12 protein-coding genes are annotated in these 19,200 nt (G+C 46.6%); 9 read left to right on the top strand and 3 right to left on the bottom strand.

Annotated features, from left to right (window positions below):
• Positions 1 to 18: 18 nt before the first annotated feature.
• Together GWK51_RS07075 and GWK51_RS07070 are read right to left on the bottom strand one after the other, a co-directional pair.
• Entirely contained in the window at positions 19 to 3,729 is a 3,711-nt protein-coding gene (locus GWK51_RS07075; RefSeq protein WP_171519153.1) for a UvrD-helicase domain-containing protein, read from the bottom strand.
• Positions 3,730 to 3,734: 5 nt separating this feature from the next.
• Positions 3,735 to 7,412, bottom strand: coding sequence for an exodeoxyribonuclease V subunit gamma (locus GWK51_RS07070; protein ID WP_161933173.1), 3,678 nt, complete (start codon positions 7,410 to 7,412; stop codon positions 3,735 to 3,737).
• A 178-nt stretch (positions 7,413 to 7,590) separates the two neighbouring features.
• Between GWK51_RS07070 and GWK51_RS07065 the strand changes: the two genes are divergently transcribed.
• On the top strand, positions 7,591 to 8,097 hold the full coding sequence (locus tag GWK51_RS07065) for a hypothetical protein (RefSeq protein WP_161933172.1): 507 nt from the start codon (positions 7,591 to 7,593) through the stop codon (positions 8,095 to 8,097).
• 46 nt (positions 8,098 to 8,143) lie between these two features.
• Here GWK51_RS07065 and pap read toward each other — a convergent pair whose 3' ends face one another.
• Entirely contained in the window at positions 8,144 to 9,562 is a 1,419-nt protein-coding gene (pap, locus tag GWK51_RS07060; RefSeq protein WP_161933171.1) for a polyphosphate:AMP phosphotransferase, read from the bottom strand.
• Between the two features lie 212 nt (positions 9,563 to 9,774).
• Between pap and GWK51_RS07055 the strand changes: the two genes are divergently transcribed.
• The 8 genes from GWK51_RS07055 to GWK51_RS07020 all read left to right on the top strand — a co-directional run bounded on the left by GWK51_RS07055 (position 9,775) and on the right by GWK51_RS07020 (position 19,057).
• Positions 9,775 to 10,479 carry an FFLEELY motif protein gene (locus GWK51_RS07055; protein WP_161933170.1) on the top strand — a complete coding sequence of 235 codons (705 nt, stop codon included), beginning with the start codon at positions 9,775 to 9,777 and terminating at the stop codon, positions 10,477 to 10,479.
• A 167-nt stretch (positions 10,480 to 10,646) separates the two neighbouring features.
• Complete coding sequence (ubiE, locus tag GWK51_RS07050) at positions 10,647 to 11,591, top strand: bifunctional demethylmenaquinone methyltransferase/2-methoxy-6-polyprenyl-1,4-benzoquinol methylase UbiE (RefSeq protein WP_161933169.1); 945 nt, start codon at positions 10,647 to 10,649, stop codon at positions 11,589 to 11,591.
• Between the two features lie 22 nt (positions 11,592 to 11,613).
• Entirely contained in the window at positions 11,614 to 12,282 is a 669-nt protein-coding gene (locus GWK51_RS07045) for a ubiquinone biosynthesis accessory factor UbiJ (RefSeq protein WP_161933168.1), read from the top strand.
• 18 nt (positions 12,283 to 12,300) lie between these two features.
• Entirely contained in the window at positions 12,301 to 13,920 is a 1,620-nt protein-coding gene (locus tag GWK51_RS07040; RefSeq protein WP_161933167.1) for an ABC1 kinase family protein, read from the top strand.
• A gap of 172 nt (positions 13,921 to 14,092) precedes the next feature.
• Positions 14,093 to 15,175, top strand: a complete 1,083-nt coding sequence (locus tag GWK51_RS07035) for a patatin-like phospholipase domain-containing protein (protein WP_161933166.1) — start codon at positions 14,093 to 14,095, stop codon at positions 15,173 to 15,175.
• 175 nt (positions 15,176 to 15,350) lie between these two features.
• Entirely contained in the window at positions 15,351 to 16,133 is a 783-nt protein-coding gene (hisIE, locus tag GWK51_RS07030) for a bifunctional phosphoribosyl-AMP cyclohydrolase/phosphoribosyl-ATP diphosphatase HisIE (protein WP_161933165.1), read from the top strand.
• Between the two features lie 14 nt (positions 16,134 to 16,147).
• Complete coding sequence (locus GWK51_RS07025) at positions 16,148 to 17,653, top strand: UvrD-helicase domain-containing protein (RefSeq protein ID WP_161933164.1); 1,506 nt, start codon at positions 16,148 to 16,150, stop codon at positions 17,651 to 17,653.
• A gap of 24 nt (positions 17,654 to 17,677) precedes the next feature.
• Positions 17,678 to 19,057 (top strand): ATP-binding protein, encoded by a 1,380-nt coding sequence (locus GWK51_RS07020; protein ID WP_161933163.1) that lies wholly within the window; start codon positions 17,678 to 17,680, stop codon positions 19,055 to 19,057.
• The last annotated feature ends 143 nt before the right edge of the window (positions 19,058 to 19,200 follow it).

The raw sequence follows: 19,200 nt of genomic DNA, 5'->3' as shown, positions 1-19,200 counted from the left end.
CATCAGAGTAAGCGCTACTTATGCACTTTTATGAACATGCTCTTCAGCAAAATAGCCCAATAATGCATCCAATCGCAGAATAAATTCTGCATCAGGGCACCAATAGTTGACCCCATATTGCGCATCGCCACGCATGCCACGCAAATACAGATAGCTGGCACCGCCCAAATGTTTTTGAATGTCGTAATCTTCCAACTGCACTTGTAAATAACGATGTAATGCCACCAAATACAGCCCCGCTTGTAACCAGTAACTGGCGTGTGACATGCTTTCCTGTAATTTTGACGGCGTGTAATCGGCAATATCGGCACCCAAGAAATTACTCTTGTAGTCGGCAATTTGGTAACGCTGCCCATCAAAATAGACCAAATCGATGGAACCGGTTAAATAGCGTGCTGAATTGGCAGCATTCAGTTCAGGCATGAAAATGCCGTATTCAGCATATAAGTCCTGTATGCGCTTAATCGCCAAGACATGATTGGACAACGCCAAATAGAATGGAAATTCTGCCAAATGAGACTCTGCACTCAACTGGTTTAGACAAAACTGTTGATGCAATGGGGTCGACAACACCTGCGCCAGCCATTCGCTCATCCAGAGCAGCAACTGCTCTTCATCCAGTTGCTGAAAGTCTTGCTGATATTTCTCGCACAAGGCGCTCCACAAACTTGGATAATCATTTTTAAAACGGCGACGCACTTCGATTTTCCAGTCCTGTTGCTGTTGAAAATCAATATGCTCAAATATTTCATGCAAGAAATTACCTGCCAGTGTCCCCATCGGAAATTGACGTTTGATCCAACTGATCGGTTGGGCAATTGCTTCAGGTTGCTCCATCACGTTCAGATTGATTTCATCCGCGGCACTTTGTAGTTGTTCACGCTGTACCGCGAGCGCGTCCAGTGCTTGCTGCCGACTCAGATGCTGTGCCAAGGCACTAAAACTGGTTTTGGCACGCGGATAAAAACGTTGCGTTGGAAACGCCATCGCATACAACTCAGGAAGCTGCTGATCCTGTGTACGCTTTAAAGCTATAGGACATTCGCTTAATACCGCTTCATCTGCACTATGTGGGTGCTGAAAAACCTGATCGGCATGCCCACGCCAGAATGCCAAACCGGTGGTCGACTTCCCCGCCTGATCTTGCAACATGGCATAAACCCGATGACTGGCCCGGGTCAGTGCCACATACCACAACCGATGCTGCTCTGCTTCGGCACGGGCATTGTGCTGTTGAATCGCCACGTCATCCAAAAGATGTTTATCATTCACTGCAATCACGCGCTGCATTTCAGGCTGCCCTGTCACAGGATCGGGCAATTGCTGGGTGGAGAAATTCAGGGTCTTATTCATTTCCCGAAAATCTTTATCTGCGCCCAGCAGGAAAACGATCTTAAATTCTAGACCTTTGGATTGGTGAATGGTCATTAACTGCACGCCTGCCTCACTCGACAGTTTGCGTTCCAGCTCCCACTCACGCTCACTTGGCGCTTGAATCTGTCTGAGATACCAGTGATAGAGCGCCTGCGGTCCCTGAAAATGCTCACTGTGCTGACTGAGTAATTCGGTTAAATGGCGTAAATTCACCACACTGCGTTCATTGTCGCGGCTTTGGCTGGCCACCAGATTCGACCACGCCTTAAACAAATTCAAGGCATATTGCCAAGCACTTAAAAAACCCGTGTTAAACCACATTTCCCGAATGTAATCAAAATCCTCAATAAACTGGCTTAAGCCTTCAGGACGTTGCTCCAATTCCATCAACTGACTGAGTTGAAAATTCAGCAAGCGTGTCAGCAAAGCCCGCTTGACCTTGGCTTCATCAAAAGGATGCATAATTGCCGTCAAAATAGCCGCAACATCCTGCGCAATCGGGCTATCAAATACACTGCGCTTGGACGGTCGATTGACCCGAATCCCCAAACGCTCGAGCTCATATTGCACCTTATCCAGCCCATCATGGTTTTTAGACAAAATCGCAATGTCATTTTCATCGATGCCACGGTTGCCTGCACTTTCCGCCAGATACAGTTGCTGCTGAATCCCCTGATTCAACAAATCACGAATTTTCCACGCCACTTGGATAAATTCATCTTTCTTGTCTTGCAGCATTAGCCAGCGTAAAGGCTGATGATTTTGACCGTGTGCATCGACCAAAACTGGATGTGGCCGTGGTCCTGCCTCAACTACGCTATATTCAACCTCTTCACCAAATCGGATTTGTCTCTGGAATAAGGCATCCACCACCGTGACCAGTTCAGCCACAGAGCGGTGATTATATTTCAGGCTATATAAGCGACCTTGCTTACTCAGTACATCGACACGCGCTTTGTTATAGGTCAGCATGTCGCCGCCACGGAAGCCATAAATCGCCTGTTTCGGATCACCCACCATGATCATGCAACCTTTGGCATAATGCCCTGCATCGCGCCAGATGCGTGCCAACATATTGTCCTGATCCTGATTGGTGTCCTGAAATTCATCCACCAAAATTAAGGGATAACGCGCTTGGACAAAACGCGCAAAGCGCGCACCTTGCGCATCTTGCAAGGCATCAGCCAAGGTACGAATTTGCTGGGCAAAAGTGGTTTCACCTTTTTGCTGCAAGACTTGTGGCAAACGTTTTTTCACTTGAGAAGCCAGATAGAATTGCAAATAGCTATCCAGCGTGTCTAGGTCAAAACTGAGCTTGTCCAGACTTTGCATAAATGCGGTGAGTTCACGGATCAGCGCATGCTGTTGAAAGCCTTGTAAGACCTCATCAGGGCATTTATTCAATACTTTATTCGTTGCATCACTCAGATTTTTCAGGGTTTCCGCATATAGAGGGGCAAATAAGGCATAGCTGCCTTGCTGCTTTAATACCGCTAACAATTCAGGAAGTTTGAGCGTCAAGAGTTGCTGTAGTTTGTGGTCATCGCGCCATTTTTTTGCCAGCAATTTAAAATGCGCACCATCGGCAGCATAGTAATCGGCCAATTCAGCAATTCGGCTCCAGTCTAGCCCCAACAAATGTTCAACTTGCTTATTAAAGCCATCCACATCGACTTCGGGAGCTGCCACCGCCTGAAAATGTGCAGAGGCAAAATTCAGACTGTTTTCCACTACGGCTACATAGGCCTGCTGCGACTTTAATTTCTTGTTCAACAGCAGATAGTCCAAAATATTTTGTGGTTGCTGCTGAATCCATTCGCGTAGCACATCATGAATCAGTTGCTGAGTATATTGTTTGGCATCATCAGTAATTTCTGCGCGTTCAATTTTGCCGCTTTCAAAGGCAAATTCACGCAGCAACTTCTGACTAAAGCTATCCAAGGTCCCGACAAAAAGTTCATCTAACTGATCAATCACCAATTTCAGCCGTTCACGCGCATAATCCACGCGTGGTGCATAATCCTGCAATAGCTTTTGATATAAGGGATCCGACTCTGCTGCGATTTTCTGTTGCAGTTCGGATTGCGTCAGCGTTTGGCAGGTTTCAAAATAACGCAAGGTATCGACCAAACGACTACGAATCCGCCCTTTTAGCTCCGCCGCCGCAGCACGGGTAAAGGTCGTGGCAATCACCTGATTCGGCAGATAATCGCCCAAGAAAATCCGCACCATCAAACTGGACAAGGTAAAGGTCTTGCCTGTGCCTGCGGAAGCCTCAATCCAATGCAGCCCTTTAAATTGCATATCTACAATGGGATGATAAGAAATTGAAGCAGGTAGAGTTAAAGTGGTCATCTGCATTATTCCTTAATCAATTGTTGATACTGAAAAATCGGGGCATATAAGTCATAGGCATATTGCTGGCAGGCTTGGGCTAACAAAGCCGTGGCATCTTGTTGCTGCAAAATAAACTGCCAATCCCGATGCTGTTGACTGGCTTCATTGTCCAGTACGGAGAAACCTGCAAAACGTCCATCATCCTGCCAGTCTTTTAGCAAACTGTCCCAGTCTTTGATCTGCGGTCTACCTTGTTCATCCGACTGCCAATCCAGCTGTTTGCCTTTTTCTGCTGTCTTAAACAATAACGCTGCGGGTAAGACTACAGGCTGGATCTGTCCTTGTTGCCACATCTGAAACCATGCAAGAAGATGTTCTCGTGCCTGATTGGAAGTCACCCCACTACACAATACGGTCTGGTCACTAAACACCACCAATCGCGCCAAGTCCTGCCCTGCATCGCCCAAATTGGCATGTGCCAGCCAGAACAGATACTCTAACCAGAGTTGCACCCGTCTTTTAGCACGCGCGCTAGAAGCTTCCAGACTGACCCATTGCTGCGTTGATTGCGCGGGAACGCTAATCTGAAACTGGATCGTTGCGTCCATATTCCAGAGCTGCTGCGTGACAGGCGTGACCTCTGTTGCATAACGCTGCAAACGTGCCTGTAATTGTTGCTGCTCAATCACACTGATTCGCCAAGCCGCCTGCTGCATTTTACCAACCGGTAATTGATCCAGTAGCAACTCAGGTTGAGTATGTTGCCCTTGCTGCTGCAAGAAATGGCGCACCGCATAACGTCCTAAACCATCTAAAACCAAAGGTTCCACTTCATCGGGCAAGTCTTCAGGTTTTAAATTTTCCACCCCAAGTGTTTTCAGATACAGACGCGCGGGGAAGCAAACATCCTGAATCCATTGTCGGCTTTGCAGACTGAGAAAATCACTTTGCGTCGCTAAATATGAGGTATCTTGCCATGCCTGACGTTGCCCCATTGGTGCCGCAATCTGTTGTGCCACCCGATACCAATGATCCTGAAAGCGTGTCGGCTTCGGCTGGGTAAATCCTGCAACATCAAAAGGCTGTAAGGGATGAATCTGATACAGCGACTGCAATTGTGCAGGTACATCTAAGCCTTGCAGATTCTGGCGCGTTTCTTCCGCTTCATTTTTCTGGGTAATCAACGCCAGATGCTGAATCAGTTCCTGCAAGGCGGTGGATGGCTCACGTACTTCACCATCATTGACATCAAAACCATTATAAAACAGCCACAAATTTTGCTGTGCCAGCAACAAGGCATCCAAAAATGCCCCTTGATCATCCTCTAAACGCGAGCGATCGCCCAATTGCGGTTTTAGAATATCCATCAAATCAAAAGGTAAATGTTGATTGCGACTTGGGAACTTGCCGCTGTCCAAATTCAGCATCACAATCAGGCGATACGGAATCGGACGAATCTGCCCCAACTGGCTAAAGGTAATTTGTCCTGTTGGTTCTGCCTGATCCAGCTGTGCATCCAAGGTGGTTTGAATTTCATCCAACAAATACGCCAACGGCAAGCTTAACTGATCCAGACCATACTGATCCTGCCCCTCATAGAAGTTGGACAGAGTCAGCATCCGCTCTTGTTTTTTAATAATTTGCGCAACCGTAGCTAAAACCTCAACGCCTGCCTGCACAAATTCCGCGACTTCCTGCATCAGAATTTTCAGCCATTGCTCAACCTGTTTGGGCTGCTGTTGTTCATGTGCCAGCAACCAGTCACGGCGCGCATCCAAGTCTTGATAAATCTGAATCAACTTCGCAATCAGCTCAAAATCACTCGGCATCACCTCGGCAAAACTTAGGGTGTCTGCAAATAAGGTATGTTCTGGAATGGCGATGCCCAAAGCCAAACGGTCCAGTGCAAATTTAAAGCTGAAGCGGTAGTCACAATCGCCTTCGGTCAGACTAAGAGCCAAATGTGCTGCATCCAGTCCACGCTTAAAGCCCGCTTGTTCAAGCAGTTCCAACATGCGTTCGACGGCATTCATGTCTAAAGCATAGCATTGCTGTGTAGCTGCCAAACCCAACCAGTCGGCAAAGTCATCCAGACGGAAACGCCCTTGCGTCAATTGCATGCGCCCCAATACTGCACGCCACGCATTGGCTGCATCCAATTGCGTTACCCCTGCAATTTTCACAGGCAGATAAATACTGTCTTGGCTAATGCGCCCCGAACTGGCACCCGCATCTTCACGTTCACGCACGGGCGGCGCAAATACACTCCGAATATGCGGTTCGATTTCTTTTAAATTCGGACTGAGTACCAAAATATCACTCGGACGGCGCGGCTGCTCTTTAGAACCTTGTGCCAACCATGCAATCAATTGCTCCTTCAATACTTCCAATTGACGCAAACTGGAGTGACAGACATGCACTTGAATGGAATCATCCTGTGCATCCAGTGCAAATTGATGTTGCTCAGGTTCCACCAAATACAAAATATCCGACTGGACTTTACCCAATAAGGTCGGCTGATATTCATCCACAAACACATCTGCCCAAACCCCATCCTCCCCTGAAGAAAGTCCCGAAAGCAGTGAAAAGTGATCACGTGCTTGCTTGCCAAAGCGGGTCAACAGCGGATGGCGTGATTCACGAACCTCAGCATTAAAATGCAGGGTGAAATCCTGAAAGAACTGTTGAATTTGCTCATCGGTGGCTTGCGGATGTTTGGCAATAAAACGCTCTTTGACGCGTAAGTCGTAACGTGCTTTCCAGTTCGGATCGACACTGTCTGCCCAATATTCCTGTGATGGATTGTAATGCAACAGATAAATATCAATGTATTGCCCCAAACGCTGCAAAAACTGTAACTGGCTCGGTGGTAAGTCCAGCAAGGTAAACACCACCAAGGGCTGTGGCAGTTTTTTCAGCGCTGCTGTATTCGGTGCTTCCACACTGCCCAAGGTCTGCCAAAATGCCGCATCAATCTGCTGCATTTCCATAAAATCCTGATGAAACACCACCTGCCATAGCCAGCGCTGCCACGCTTCTAGTTCATGTGCCTGATTCAGGGCAAAGGCCGAAATTTCGGTATTGGTCTGAAAGAACATCTGCTCAATGGCTAAGGCTTGATCATTGCCCCAGCGCTGCAACCAGTTGGTGGCACAGGAACATTGATGGGCTGGACAATTTTTCTGACAATGCCCGCGATATTCCATGTAATGGCTGAATAATTTAGACACCTGTTCTGCCACCCAATACAGCATGCGCTGCTTCTTCAGCTGTTTTTCACTGCCTTGTTGCAGTTGATCGGCACTGGCATAAATGCGTTGCACAATCGGGGTCAGAGGATGTTCCGCATCTAAGCTGCAATGTTCAGGCTGAATATACGCCAGCAAGGCTTGATAGACCCGCCATTTAATAATAATCCGTGGAATATTGGCTTTACGCACCTGCTCTTTGTCTTGATCCAGCACCCACTGATAGGCAGACCATTGAAAACCACGAATGCGATGGTGAAACTGGGTATTGGCACTAATGCCTTTTTGTTCTGCCAACTGCTGGGTCAACCAAGCTTCTACCGCTGGTGATGGCACAATAAAATGCTGGGTTTTGAGCACGTGCAAGGCATTGCGACTTTGAGATTTTATCGTTTTCAACATGGCCTGTAACAAAACATCAATCCGTTGACTTTGAATCACGTGAATGGCCATGAATATTTATTCTCCGACGATAAATGAACGACAATCTACAAAAGCATAAAGATTATTGACTATACTTGGTGTACTGTCTATGTCACGGTATAGCACAATATCGATTTAAAAATGACTTTGAAAATCGATGCTTAAAGATGCTTCAATATAAAAATGGATACAAGGTTTAAACTAGACAATGAAAATAGACAATATTCCCGACTCAATTGATGCCTCGTTAAATCTAGAACAAATCCGCGCCGAATGCCTTGAACTGGTGCAAAAGCGCGCCTATGTTTCTGCGGGTGCTGCCGTCATTCCTGTGCCTTTTTTTGATGTGGTGGTTGATGTTGGCATCTTGTCGCAACTGATTCCAGAAATTAATGCCCGTTTTGGGCTTGCACCTGAACAAATCAGCGTGTTTGATTTGGAAACCAAACAAGTCCACTGGCAAGAACTGCGCAAACGTGGCTTTGAGTTCTCAGGTCTGGTGGTTGCACGTACTGCGGTCAAAAATTCATTACACAATGTCGCGTCTAAAATGATCACCAAACAAGTGACTAAATATATTCCCTTGGGTGGTCAGTTGGTGGCGGCAAGTCTCGGCTATTTCGTGATGAAAAAAGTGGCTGAGGCACATGTGGAAGATTGCTACAAACTCGCCAAATCCATCCGACACAAGCAAAACCTGCAAGCCACTGCTTAAACTTAACCCAGTGAAAGCCCGATTCCAGCAAGCAACTCAGCCCAGACTATTCTGCTTTGAGTTGCTTCAGAATACTTCTTAAAATTTCTAGCCGTGCCCCATATTTATCATCGTTGGCAACGATGTACCACGGGGCATAATCGGTATGGGTTCGCTCAAACATATCTGCTGCGGCATGCAAATACTCATCCCATTTTTCTCGATTGCGCCAGTCATCTGGTGTGATTTTAAAGCGTTTATGCGGTGTTTCTTCACGCTCCTTAAAACGGGCATATTGCTCGTCTTTACTGATCGACAGCCAAATTTTCACCACAACGGTATTACTATTGGTCAGATCTTTTTCAAAGCGGTTAATTTCTTCATAAGCGCGTTGCCACTCGACTTCATTGGCAAAACCCTCAACCCGCTCCACCAGCACACGTCCATACCACGTGCGATCAAAAATGGTGATCCGATCATTGGGTTGAATCTTGCCCCAAAAGCGCCAGAGATACGGATGACGTAATTCGTACTTTTCAGGTGCCGCAATACTGTGAATTTCGTATTCCCGCGGATCTAGACTTTTCACAATCCGTTTAATGGCACCGCCTTTGCCCGCGGCATCCATCCCTTCTAAAGCAATAATCACATTGCGTTCGCCAAAACGTAAGGTGTCTGCAACCTTGCGGGTCAGCCGCTCTAACTCGGTTTTGTACTCGGTCTTATCAATTTTAAGGGTGGGTGGTTGTTCTAGAATGGCTGGGATTTCAACTTGCTTCCATTTATGTTGTGCCGACTTCACATGATCCGGGCAATGCTGCATGGCTCTTAAAACATGCTGTGCAAATTGTTGATCACGCGATTGCTCATCTTCACAGTCAATAATAATCCAGTCTTCGGTAAAACGCTGACGTAACTTCTGCAAGCGTTCATATTGTTTTTTATTGCGCCAATTTAAACCATGCAATTTATGCCAATGTATTTCACTGGCATCCATCTCATCCAGCCGCTTTTGTAGCGACTTCCAAGACAAGTCAAACCAGACTTTAATTACATCAACATGATTATTTTTCAGGTCTTGCTCAAAAGCACGCATGTTGTCGACATATTCATCATAAAGCGTTTCATCCAGCGGCTGTGACACATGTAAGGCAGTGCTAAGCAAGTCTCCATACCAGTTTCCAAACAACACCGCAATTTGCCCTTCACTGGGAATAAAGCGTGCATAAGGCTGCCAAAAGGTTTGGGTATTATTAAACATTACGGGGGCATCGGCTTTGACGCGTAAATAACGCGGATCCATCCACTCCCGTAATTGCTTCACCGACTCCCCTTTGCCCGCCAGTTCGATGCCGCTGACCAACACCACTAAACTTTTAGCATTGGGCTGATCTTTGGTGTCTTTTAAGGCGTATTGCGCATCAATTAAATCGAGTGACAGTTGGCTTTCATCTACCAAGGCTGGTTCTAGTTGTTGTTTTGCCATTTTTGTCTCGCCATCAGTTGATTGATATCAGTTCGGTCTTTTAAAGCCGTTGTTTTGTTTCAGTATAAAACAAGCCGAAAGTTCATTTTTGCAGATCTTTGTATAATTTCATGACAAATTGGCTGATTTTCATGTCGTATTCGATCATTTTGTCATGGCGGGAACGTGCAACAAGCTCTAAGATTTGCACACGTTTCAAATTGAGATAGCTCATGTCTAAACTTGCAGTACTAGATGACCTACTAGAACAGTATTATCAATTGCAATATCACCATAATGCTGAGCTATTTCAACGTCTGCACGATGTGCAAATCTGGCAAAAACAGCGGATGCAACGCACCCATCAACAGCACTTCGCAGTGAAAAATAACCAATTAATGGCGCAGTACTTTTTGAACCGTTTATACGGTGGTCCCGATTTTGATGCTTTGGCCAAACAAATAGCCCGCATGATGAAATATGTGCACAAAGCCGAAAAACTGATTCCAGAAAATGCGATTAGAACAGGCACCGCAGGGGTGGAATTGGCGATCCTTGCCGTTCAGTTGGATGAACAAGTGGCCCTGCAACTGCTCGAGGACTATGCCCCGAACACCCCACTGACCGATGAAATGATGCGCCTCAGCTATTTAAAGCTCGATCAAGGACAACCCCGTTTACATCAACTGGAATTGTTGGATCAACTGGGTGCCAGCCTCGACAAATACATGCGCTCATTCATGGTCTATACCGCGTTCAAAATGTGTAAAGGGGTGGCGTATAAACACCATTTCGACGTGATGTACGAATTTATGCAGGACGGTTTTTTGGCCATGAAACCCTTAAAATCGGCAGAGCAGTTTGTCAAAGACTTTACCGCGATTGAACGTCAAATTATTGCCAAAGTACATGCAGGTGATCTGCATCCGTTCCAATAACAGCGCATTCACAGCGGGATTAAATCGTGCACGTAGGTACAGGAAGGGTCATTTTTTCTGTATATTATTCATAACAATTGCATGATGATTGCTGTACATCGGCTGAGAATCTGTCATCATGCTTGCACTGCAACATTAACCCTATTTTTATGTTAGGAGTGACTTGAATGTCTAATGAAAATCAAACGCCTACCCCTACACCTGAGTCGGCTCAACAAACAGACAAAGTCAGCCCCTTCCTAAACAGCCCACTTCCTGAGGGTATCCCTCAAGGGCAGCAACAATCCTTACAACAACAATTAACTGATACGCCTGTGAATGGCACAGTACCCAAATACAACCTGCCACGCGGTGCCAATACAGGCAACGTCGGTGCGACCACTCACTTCGGTTACCAAACCGTGAACAGTGAAGACAAAGCACAGAAAGTTGCGGAAGTGTTCCATTCGGTTGCCAGCAAATACGACATCATGAATGACTTGATGTCTTTTGGTATTCACCGCCTCTGGAAACGCTTTGCGATTAACATGTCGGGTGTGCGTCGTGGTCAACACGTGTTAGATATTGCAGGCGGTACGGGTGACTTGGCGAAAGTCTTTAGCCGTGAAGTCGGTCCTACAGGTCATGTGGTGCTTTCAGATATTAACGAATCGATGCTCAACGTCGGTCGTGACCGTCTGATTGATTCAGGCTGTACCAATGTCGACTTCGTTTTGGCGAATGCAGAAACCTTGGAACCTTTTGCTGACAACAGCTTTGACTTGCTTACCATCAGCTTCGGCTTACGTAACGTGACCGATAAAGATGCGGCGCTGGCAGCCATGTACCGTGTGCTTAAGCCAGGTGGTCGCTTACTGGTGTTGGAATTCTCGAAGCCTGTGTTTGAGCCATTCTCAAAACTTTACGACTTGTATTCCTTCACAGCACTGCCAATCATGGGCAAAATCATTGCCAATGACTCTGAAAGCTATAAATACTTGGCTGAATCGATTCGTATGCATCCAGACCAACGTACCCTGAAAGGCATGATGGAACAGGCGGGTTTCCAGAACTGTGACTACCATAACCTGACAGGCGGTATCGTGGCTGTTCACCGTGGTTTTAAACTCTAAACGGACTGGTGAAGGTTAAGCTATGTGGTCAATTCTGGCACTTGGTGCAGTTGAACGCTTGATTCACCATGTGATTGATCTGGATGCCATCACGCGCATTCAGCTCAATCAACTGCAAGGTAAAATGTTGCGCGTGGTGCTCGAGTCACCACAGCTCTCGGTGGATGTCTTCTTTGATCAAGACAAAGTGCGTCTTGAACCGAGTGTTACAGGTCAGGCCGAGCGTCCGTCCATTTTTGAGCAACGCCCGTTTGATCCGCAGCAAACCATTACTGCTGCAACAGCCACCTTACAGGTTAAAAATGTGGTCGAACTACTGAAACTCTTTTTAGCAGAAGATGTCGGCACTATTCCTGTACAAGGTGACTATCATTTATTGCAAGATCTCCAAAGAATCATGCAACAGGCTGAACCCGATTTGGCTGCGCATCTCAGTCCTTGGGTTGGACCTGCCTTGGCGCATGAACTGGGCAAAATCCAGCTTGCGCCCAAACATCTAAAGCGCTCTTTACAGAGCCATCTATTCTTTGCTGAAGATGCCCTCAAAGAAGATTCAGGCTTGTTTGCTGCACGCTGGCAAATGGATGACCTGCAACAAGACACCCGTCTTTTGAATCAGAACCTTGACCGTGCAGAAGCCAAAATCCAGCAACTGCAACGTCAAATTGATGCCCTTCCAGACTCTCTTTAAATTTAGGTAATACACTTTATGATTCCGCACGTTTCACGTTTACTCGAACTTTGGCGCATTGCTGCGCACTATAGACTCGACACGTTGTTTCCTGCGGAAGAATTACCTGAAAAGGCACGTCATGCACTGGCGATTATTCGCATGCACCCAGCGGCATGGTCGAGTAAAGAACGTAAAAATCCACTAAAACTCAAGCAAGCGCTTGAAGATATGGGACCGCTGGCGATTAAGCTGGGTCAATTGCTCTCGACCCGTCGTGACTTGATTCCACCTGAAGTGCTGGCGCAACTGGTGTTGTTGCAAGATCGCGTCAAACCCTTTGGTAGCGATGTCGCAAAAACACGTATTCAACAATCGTTGAAAGCCGATGTTGCCACCCTGTTCAGCCGCTTCGATGAACAACCACTTGCCGCAGCATCAATTGCACAAGTGCATACTGCTGCCCTGCATGATGGTCGTGAAGTGGTGGTAAAAGTTACCCGTCCTGATATTCGTAGCCAGATTCTGCAAGATTTTGAAATTTTAGAATGGCTCGGTGCAACTTTAGAAAAGCGCTTAGAAGCAGCACGTGCGCTGCATCTTTCTGAGATTATTCAAGATTATCGTCAAATTATCCTGAACGAATTGGATCTGACTTTAGAAGCAGACAACACCCGTCGCATGCGTCATTACTTTACTGGTTCAAGCATGATGTACGTGCCTGAAGTCTATATGGACAGTAAAGAAGTGATGGTGGCGGAACGCATTACTGGCGTGCCGATTTCTGACACGGCGACTTTCGACCGCATGGGCATGGATCGTAAAGATCTGGCTGAAAAAGGTCTAACCATCTTCTTTACCCAAGTGTTCCGCGACAACTTCTTCCATGCGGATATGCATCCAGGCAACGTGTTTGTGGAAACCATCAATCCGAGCAATCCACGCTTTATTGCACTGGACTGTGCGATTATGGGCGAGCTGTCCAAGCACGACCAAATGACCGTAGCGCGCATGTTACTGGCGGTGATGAACAGTGACTTTATGCAGCTGATTCAGATTGTGTATCAAGCAGGCTGGATTCCACCGGGCACCGACCAAGATGCCTTGGCGCGTGAAATGCGTCGTACGGTAGGACCAATGGTTTCGAAACCGATGCACGAATTGGACTTTGCAGGCATTCTGATTCAGGTTATGGATATTGCGCGTCGTTTCCATTTGGAAATTCCCCCGCAATTGATGTTACTGCTGAAAACATTGGTACATGTAGAAGGTCTGGGCACTGACCTGTATCCAGAATTAGACATCTGGAGCTTGGCAAAACCAATCCTGACCGATTGGATCAAAGCGCAAATGAACCCACAGAAAAACCTCAAAGAACTCGGGCAGAAAATCCCTGATTTACTTTTGGGTGCGCAGGACTTCCCAACCTTGTTGGTGGACAGCTTAAATGGCTTAAAAAATCAGTCAGCTTGGAATGCAAAACAACTGAATGAACTGCAAAGCCTGCGTCTGCAAATGGAACATCAACAAAAACGCAGTTGGATTTTTGGCAGCTTGATGGCCATTTTCCTGTCAATTGCGATTATTGCCCCGTGGTACATCTCTATTATTTTGATTGTCTGTGCCAGTTTGTTGTCGTTCTGGCGCCTGTTTAAATAAATACTTGCGGATAAAACATACTGTGGATAGCCCGAGAGTTATCCACAGATTTGTTTGTTTTTAACTCACTTCACTAAAGTGACTGCAAAGTCACCTAAAGTTTTTCCACGCCATTGAGACCCTAGACAGAACTTTTAAACTGAGTGCACATTCGTATATTTATAATTGCACCATGATTCAAATTCTTGAAAAGCGCTCTCCCGCCCTGAACATTCGTGCTGGTCATCTGGCTCGCCAACTGATCCAACAAGAAGGCTTCCATGCCCAACAGGTCGATATTTTACCCGGTGCAGCAGGTGGCCCCAAAGGCATCGGTTTAACAGGTCTTGATCAAGCCATCTTTGGTAGTTTTCTGCCGCAAGCCAAACAGCGCCGCTTTTTGGTAGGGTCTTCTGTCGGTGCATGGCGTTTTGCAGGGATTTTGGCGCAAGGTGAAACGCTGGGTCCTGAGCAATTGGCGGAGCTGTATATCCATCTGCCTTTTCATAAAAAGATGAAAATTGCCGAGATCGAAAAAATTTCACGCGACATGCTGGCAGGCATTTTAAATCAGCAAACCCAAAAATTGGTTGAACACCCCGACTATCACCTGACCATCATTGCGGCCAAAGCCCAACATTTATTCCAAAGTGATCAGCGTCTTGCTCTGTATGGCTCATTGCTCGGTATTGTCGGGAGCAATGCCATTGCACGTCAGTATTTAAATCTATTTATGCATCGCGTGATTTGCCAGCCGCAGAATTTTCCACAATTTAAAATTAAAGAGGATAGCTTCACCACTCATTATCTCAACTTCAACGCTGACAATGTTGCAGACTGGCTCATGGCCTCAGGTTCGATTCCGGGGGTAACGCCTGCGGTCAAAAATATCCGTGATGCCCCGCAAGGTGCCTATCGCGATGGTGGTTTAATTGACTATCACATCGATTTACCCTTTGAAAGCCAAGGAATTGTGCTCTACCCACATTTTAGCGATAGCATTACCCCGGGCTGGTTCGACAAGATGTTTAAATCGCGCAAAGCCAATCCGACGAATCAAGCACGCACTCTGCTGATTTCACCTTCACTGGAATATCTGGCCAGTTTACCCTTGGGGCGTTTACCAGATCGTAAAGACTTCATCCTGAAAGGCTTGGAACCGCAGCGTCGTATCCAGCTCTGGAAACAGTGTGTGGCTGAAAGCCAACGTCTGGGCGATGAGTTCTTAGAACTGGTTGAAAAACAGCGCTTTGCCGAGGTCATGCAAACGCTTTAAACCTCAGATCTGCAACATGAATGAACGGTGCCAAGTTCATGTTGCAACGCCCAGACTGGGCAAATTGATGAAAGATAATTAACACAAATCCAGCCCGATCCCCTACACTATAGCCTGATGTTTTTCGCATCAACTTGAATATTCTTTTCGATTAACTGATTTTGGTGAAGTCCCTATGAACAACGTGCGCTGGCTCGATGAAGTAAAATTTAACGAACAAGGTTTAGTCCCTGCCATTGCACAGCATCATCAAACAGGACGTGTGCTCATGGTGGCGTGGATGAACCGCGAAGCCTTGGCACTCACTGCGGAAAAAAATCAGGCGGTTTATTTTTCCCGTTCACGCAACAAGTTGTGGCACAAAGGGGAAGAATCTGGACACTTTCAAACCGTGCATGAAATTCGCCTCGATTGCGATGCCGATGTGATTGTGCTGCAAATTGAACAGCGTGGTGGCATTGCTTGCCATACGGGTCGTGAATCGTGCTTCTACCGCAAACTCACTCCGCAAGGTTGGGAAATTGTGGATGCACAACTGAAAGATCCAAACGCAATTTATGGCGAAAAATCCAGTAACCCGCATACCCTCGCCATGAATGCATCAAATGCACAATCGGAACAGGTCGAAGTGCTGTCTTATCTCGGTCAGATGATGGCTGAACGCAAAGCCGCAGATCCAGACTCGTCTTATGTGGCAAAGCTGTATCACAAAGGCTTGAACAAAATTCTAGAAAAAGTCGGTGAAGAAAGTGTCGAAAGCATTTTGGCGGCTAAAGAGCTCCAACTGGCGGCCAATGCAGACAATAAAAATGACCTAATTTATGAAGTTGCAGATTTGTGGTTCCATACCATTGTAATGTTGGGTCATTTCGACCTGGATCCGCAACTGGTATTGAATGAATTGGCGCGTCGCCAAGGACTGTCAGGTTTGGTCGAAAAAGCCAACCGTAGCCACTAAAGCCCTCTTTGCCTGTGTCCAATCAACATCCAAAACCGAGCGCAACCTATGAGCAGGCGACTGCCATTGATAACGCGCGTCTGGGACAATCCTTTAAAGTGATTGCCTATGCGGGCACAGGTAAAACCACCACCCTGCAAATGATCAGTGATGCCATGCCACAACGACGTGGCATGTATCTCGCATTTAACAAAGCCATTGCCAGTGAAGCCCAGCAAAAGTTCCACTCCAATGTGGATTGCCGCACCTTTCACTCGTTAGCCTTTCGTAGTGTTCCACGTGGAATTACCGACAAACTACGTTTACCCCGACTCAGCCCCAGCTTCATTGCCAAAGAGTATCGCCTAGAACCGATTACCTTAAGACGCATGATGGGCGGACGGTATGAAAAATACGTGCTGATGCCGAGTCGTCTTGCCAGTCTAGTGGCGAATGCCGTCAGCTATTTCTGCTCGACCAGTTCACAGTACCCTGCGCCGCGACATTTGCAAGCACCGAACTGGTTGCATCCCGATGATATCGAAACGCTACAAAAGCACCTTTATCCTGCGGTTGAACGACGCTGGCTAGAATCGGTTGATCCCAATCATCAAGCCGGCATTGGGCATGATATTTATTTGAAACTTTGGGCGTTGTCTGAACCCAATATTCCTGCAGATTATGTCTTGTTTGATGAAGCACAGGATGCCGACCCGTTAATGTTGGGCATTTTGCTGCGGCAACGGAATACCCAAGTGATTTATGTTGGTGATGCGCATCAGCAAATTTATGCTTGGCGTGGTGCCGTCAATGCCATGCAGCAACTGCCCTTGCCCGAATCTCGTTTGACCACCTCATTCCGCTTTGGCGAAAGCATCGCGCAAAATGCCAATGCGATTTTGGGCGCACTGAATGAAAAAGTACCACTTTTAGGTAATCCTCTACTCAATTCCAAAGTCGTGAATAAACCGCACACCAAAATGCGTGACGCAATTTTATGTCGTACCAATGCCCGCGCCATGGAACTACTGCTTTCGGGTTTGGTGCATGGTGATAAAGTCAGCCTGCAAGCCGACCACGTCAAACTCAATCGTTTTGTCGATGCCGCCAGCATGCTGAAACAAGGCAAACGCGTGACCGATGTCCCTGAACTGGCATGGTTTAATTCTTGGCATGATGTGCATGAATATTGTGAAACCAATGAAGGCAGTGACATTAAACCGTTGGTGAAACTGGTGGATGATCATGGCACCGATCCGCTGAAACGTGCTTTAGCCAAAATCACCCCGATTGAACATGCCGACTATATTATTTCTACGGCACACAAAGCCAAAGGACTGGAATGGGACCGTGTGCACATTGAAGATGACTATCAATTTAAGCTGACTGAGCAAGATCATAAAATTAGTGACGAAGAGTTAAGATTGCTGTATGTCGCTTGCACTCGTGCTAAAGTAAGTCTAAATATTCACCATATTTACGACTTGATGCAACAACTGAAAAATAGGATGCCTAGCTCATTACGCCAAGCAGCAGGCTAACCGTTGCACGAATGCGGGGCTTCTATGAAAATCGAATCGTTACAGCTCAAACACACCAATCTGTTTGCCAATTTACAACTGCAATTTCAGTATCATGATCAGCCGATCACCCTCATTCTAGGTGATCAGGCGACAGGCAAAACCAGTATTTTAAAACATGCCTATCAAGCGCTGACGTGGTTTTCTGCCCGCTACAAAGATTTGCGCAGTGCAGGTGTGGTGATGCTTGATCAGGACATCATGTACAGTCGCCTGCAATCCAAAGTCCAGATTAGTGTCGAAATCCCTGCGGACATCGGCACCATCGCAGAATCCGAAACGGCACAAGCCGAAGCCTCTAATCGTTGCAGTTGGCAACTCTATAAAACCCTGAATCAGCAAGGCATTGGACTCAGCAAAGCAGAAACCGATCAACTGGAACAACTGGTACAGCTCTACCATCGGGCACTACAACAAGACCCGATGCAGGGTTTGCCCTTGATTGCCTATTACCCTGCTGAGCGCTTTGTCAATGAAATCAATCTGCTGAGTAAAAACAATCCGATTGTATTTCAAGCAGCACATGCCTATGAAGTGGCAGCCATCCCGTTTACCACCTTTAGTCGTTTCTTCGAATGGTTTCGTGAAATCAGTGATCTGGAAAATGCCCAAACTGCACAACTGTTCCAGCAACTGATGCGGGATAAATTACATCTAGGACCGCATTTACAGCCTGAAAATGTCCCCAACACCTTGTTTCAGGCGCATGTGCAACTGCACGCGCCCTGTTTAAAAGCTTTGAAAGATAGCCTGAAAATCCTTGTACCTGAACTACAGGATATTTTCGTACAGTATCAGCCGAAACTGCAATTGATGGTGAACTACCAAGGCAAGGTCATGCAATTTCAACAGCTGTCTAGCAGTCAAAAGAACTGGATTGCCTTGATTGGCGATATTGTTCGTCGCATGTGCTTGCTCAATCCCCTCAGTCTATATCCTTGCTTGGAAGGTGATGGGGTATTAATGATTGATGCCATTGATGAACAACTCGATCAAAACCACTGCAGCCAGATTTTGCAACATTTACATCAGGCTTTTCCACGCTTGCAAATTATCGCCACAGGCAACCGCACCGAACTCCTCGAAAATGCCGCTGCCTACCAATGTCTGCAACTGGGTCCACAAGGTGTACAGGACATTATGCTGCAACCATTGCAGCAGCAATTTGATCAGATTTATGCTGAACTCAGCCAAATTTCCTTGTCGGGGGCTGCAACATTGGAACAATTGTCTGATGAACCTGCGCTGTCTGCCGCACAGCAACTGTATGCGCAGATTCAGCAACTTTCACCCGAAGCCCAAACCGAATTACAACAACTTTGGCAACAACCGAAAGATTCTTCCTTCAAGGATCCCTCCTCTTAGTTGCCGATTTGGACTGCATTCAGCAGCTAAGTTTTAACCTCAAATCAGTGTTCTGCGCGTATAATCGGACAGGTGTGCGCGAAATGGTTTGATGTTGTTTTATTCATGTAATAAGATCAGATTTATTTGCCTTTTTTATAGTA

It is taken from the genome of Acinetobacter kanungonis, from assembly GCF_009939195.1.
GTDB lineage: Bacteria > Pseudomonadota > Gammaproteobacteria > Pseudomonadales > Moraxellaceae > Acinetobacter > Acinetobacter kanungonis.
Note: the sequence above shows the minus strand (reverse complement) of the source record. Positions and strands in the feature narration are given on the sequence as shown.

Bases quoted from the DNA above. Each gene is read 5' to 3' on its own strand.
- GWK51_RS07075 (WP_171519153.1), bottom strand. From the start codon at position 3,729: ATGACCACTTTAACTCTACCTGCTTCAATTTCTTATCATCCCATTGTA.
- GWK51_RS07070 (WP_161933173.1), bottom strand. From the start codon at position 7,412: ATGGCCATTCACGTGATTCAAAGTCAACGGATTGATGTTTTGTTACAG.
- GWK51_RS07065 (WP_161933172.1), top strand. From the start codon at position 7,591: ATGAAAATAGACAATATTCCCGACTCAATTGATGCCTCGTTAAATCTA.
- pap (WP_161933171.1), bottom strand. From the start codon at position 9,562: ATGGCAAAACAACAACTAGAACCAGCCTTGGTAGATGAAAGCCAACTG.
- GWK51_RS07055 (WP_161933170.1), top strand. From the start codon at position 9,775: ATGTCTAAACTTGCAGTACTAGATGACCTACTAGAACAGTATTATCAA.
- ubiE (WP_161933169.1), top strand. From the start codon at position 10,647: ATGTCTAATGAAAATCAAACGCCTACCCCTACACCTGAGTCGGCTCAA.
- GWK51_RS07045 (WP_161933168.1), top strand. From the start codon at position 11,614: ATGTGGTCAATTCTGGCACTTGGTGCAGTTGAACGCTTGATTCACCAT.
- GWK51_RS07040 (WP_161933167.1), top strand. From the start codon at position 12,301: ATGATTCCGCACGTTTCACGTTTACTCGAACTTTGGCGCATTGCTGCG.
- GWK51_RS07035 (WP_161933166.1), top strand. From the start codon at position 14,093: ATGATTCAAATTCTTGAAAAGCGCTCTCCCGCCCTGAACATTCGTGCT.
- hisIE (WP_161933165.1), top strand. From the start codon at position 15,351: ATGAACAACGTGCGCTGGCTCGATGAAGTAAAATTTAACGAACAAGGT.
- GWK51_RS07020 (WP_161933163.1), top strand. From the start codon at position 17,678: ATGAAAATCGAATCGTTACAGCTCAAACACACCAATCTGTTTGCCAAT.